This window comes from Thermopolyspora sp. NPDC052614, assembly GCF_040678635.1.
Classification (GTDB): Bacteria; Actinomycetota; Actinomycetes; order Streptosporangiales; family Streptosporangiaceae; genus Thermopolyspora.
Genome location: NZ_JBFATZ010000048.1, coordinates 1 through 2307, shown reverse-complemented (window position 1 = coordinate 2307; position 2307 = coordinate 1). Strand labels below are relative to the sequence as shown.

The following is a 2307-nucleotide window of genomic DNA, read 5'->3' as shown; positions in this document are numbered from 1 at the left end:
GATGACCAGGGCGACGCGGTCGGCCGACAGCGGGATGATGTCGTACCAGTCGCCGCCGACCTCCATGTCCTTGCCGGCCGGCAGATAACGCGCCGCCACCGTGACCGCGGGCAGGGAGGGCAGCTCGCGGGGGAGCAGGCCGCGTTGGAGTTCCTGGGCGCGGGTGCGTTCGGCGTCGTAGAGGCGGGCGCGGGCCAGCGCCTGTGACAGCAGGCCGCTGATCGCGGTGAGCAGGCTGCGTTCGTCGTCGGTGAACGGACGCGGGTGGATGAAGGAGATTGCGCACCCGCCGAACACCTGGCCGGACGCGATCAACGGGAGGAACACCCACGCGTTCTTGTCACCCGCCGGCGGCATATGCGCCAGATGCGGATAGAGCGTGAGGTACTCCTCCCGGGAGGTGATGAACCTCAGCGTACGGTCGCGGATGGTGTCGAGCAGCGGATACCGCGCCGTCAGCGGCAGCCGCCGCAGGTTCTCAATGAACGTCGCCGAGTACCCGACCGAGCCCACCGACTCCAGGCGGTTGTGCGCCACGAACGCGACGTGGAACCCGGTGGCGCCGAACGGCGGCAGCACGTGACGGGCGACCGCGTCCACCACGTCCTGCACGGTCACGGCCTCGGCGAGCGCCCCGGTCAGCTCTTGAATGCGCGCGGTGCGCTCCATCGCGGCCCGCTCGGCCGCCAAGCGTTCGGCCGCGGCGCGCTCGGCGAACACCTCGATGTCGTCGGTGAGATCGCTGATCTGCGCGATGTAGCACGGCGCGTCACCGGTGAGCCCGCTGTCGAGCGTGCCGTCCACGCCGCCGACCAGACGCACGCGATACCAGCGTCGTACGTCCGGCATCCACATGTTGAGCTCGACCGCGCCGCCGGTGGCGAGGGTGTGGCGGTGACGTTCCCACTCGTGGGTCCCCACCCGTGGGCAGACCTCCGGCAGCGACCGGCCCGTCAGCCCGCCGGAACCGCCGAGCAGCCGCTCGGCGGCCACGTTGGCGAACCCGATCCGCCACTCGCCGTCCAGCACCAGGAAACCGTCGCTCATGATCCGGATGGCCCGGCCGATCGGTGAGTCCACGGCGATACCGTCGGCTTCCCCCACAGCGTCCGACGCCACGTCGCCTGACGCCACGTCGCCCGACGCCACAGCGTCCGATACCACGGCGTCCGACGCCACGGCGTCCGACGCCACGGCGTCCGACACGCCGGTCGGCACAGCGTCCGACACAGAGTCCGACACGGCGTCCCCCGGGGTGCTCTCCACCGCTCCCGGCGCCGTGCCAGCCCGGCGGACGGGCACGGCGTCCGCGTCGGAGGAGGAGCGTGGCAAGGTGTGCTGGTCTACGTGTGGAGAGTCCGGGACCGGGTAACGTCGTTCGCTCACACGCGTCCTCTCCCCCATGCCCGCATCGTCCGAAATGGGGGACCAGGGCCGCGACCCCCCGACGGACCGAATCAGCTCGTGTGCGGCCGACGTCACTGAACGCGACGTTGCTGGCATTTAACGGGATGTATGTCTAAATGTCCTCGCCTGTTGTGCGGGGGCAGTCTATCCCTCGATGTGCCGAAGTGACAGAAGAGACACCGAAAAACATTCGCATACCTGCTGGTAGACGGCGGTTTGCCCTCAATGCGCCATATGCCAGACTGTTGGGCAGGGTCACCTAGGAGGAAGGCCCACTAATCCGACAATTCAGGACATTTTCCGGTCGATATCGGACGTCGCGGAACGGTAAGCGGGCGGTCCGAATCCGGCCGCAGCGGATCGAGGGGCACGCGGACGCGGCCGGCGGGGCAGGAAGGTCTCCCGGGAGGATCGGCGGGACGAAGGTGTCGGTGCCGGGTGGCAAGCTGGGCGCATGGGTTTCGAGGGCTTCCCCGATGAGGCGCTGGTCTTCTACGAGAGGCTGGAGGCCGACAACTCCAAGACGTACTGGACCGCGCACAAGCACCTGTACGAGGAGGCCGTGCGGGCGCCGCTGCAGGCGCTCGCGGACGAGCTGGCCGGGGAGTTCGGGGCCGCGAGCCTGTTCCGGCCCTACCGCGACGTGCGCTTCGACAAGGACAAGTCGCCGTACAAGACTCACCAGGGCGCCTACGTGCGGGTCGGCGGCGAGGGGATGGGCTACCGGATCGTCCGCAGTGCTCCGGCCTTCAGGCCGGGGGTGAAGCGGACTCTCCCACGTAGCGGGGCAAGGAAAGCTGGATCGCCCCCGGGCGATCCAGCGTCTCCCCGGCTCAGACCGGTCGGTTCTGCTGCTCGATGTACCGGCGCAGGACGGTGATCGGAGCGCCGCCCACGCTC

Annotated in this window: 2 protein-coding genes; one reads left to right on the top strand and one right to left on the bottom strand. The window is 69.3% G+C overall.

Annotated features, from left to right (window positions below):
- Nucleotides 1-1047, bottom strand: a 1047-nt coding sequence (locus AB0K60_RS37615; RefSeq protein WP_364066605.1) for a GAF domain-containing protein, incomplete at its 3' end; no start/stop codon positions are given.
- Nucleotides 1048-1861: 814 nt separating this feature from the next.
- Here AB0K60_RS37615 and AB0K60_RS37610 point away from each other — a divergent pair.
- A complete protein-coding gene (locus AB0K60_RS37610; protein WP_364066602.1) occupies nucleotides 1862-2287 on the top strand; it encodes a DUF2461 family protein in 426 nt (141 codons plus the stop codon).
- The last annotated feature ends 20 nt before the right edge of the window (nucleotides 2288-2307 follow it).

Excerpts from the sequence above, each read along its gene's own strand:
- AB0K60_RS37610 (WP_364066602.1), top strand. The coding sequence starts at position 1,862 with ATGGGTTTCGAGGGCTTCCCCGATGAGGCGCTGGTCTTCTACGAGAGG.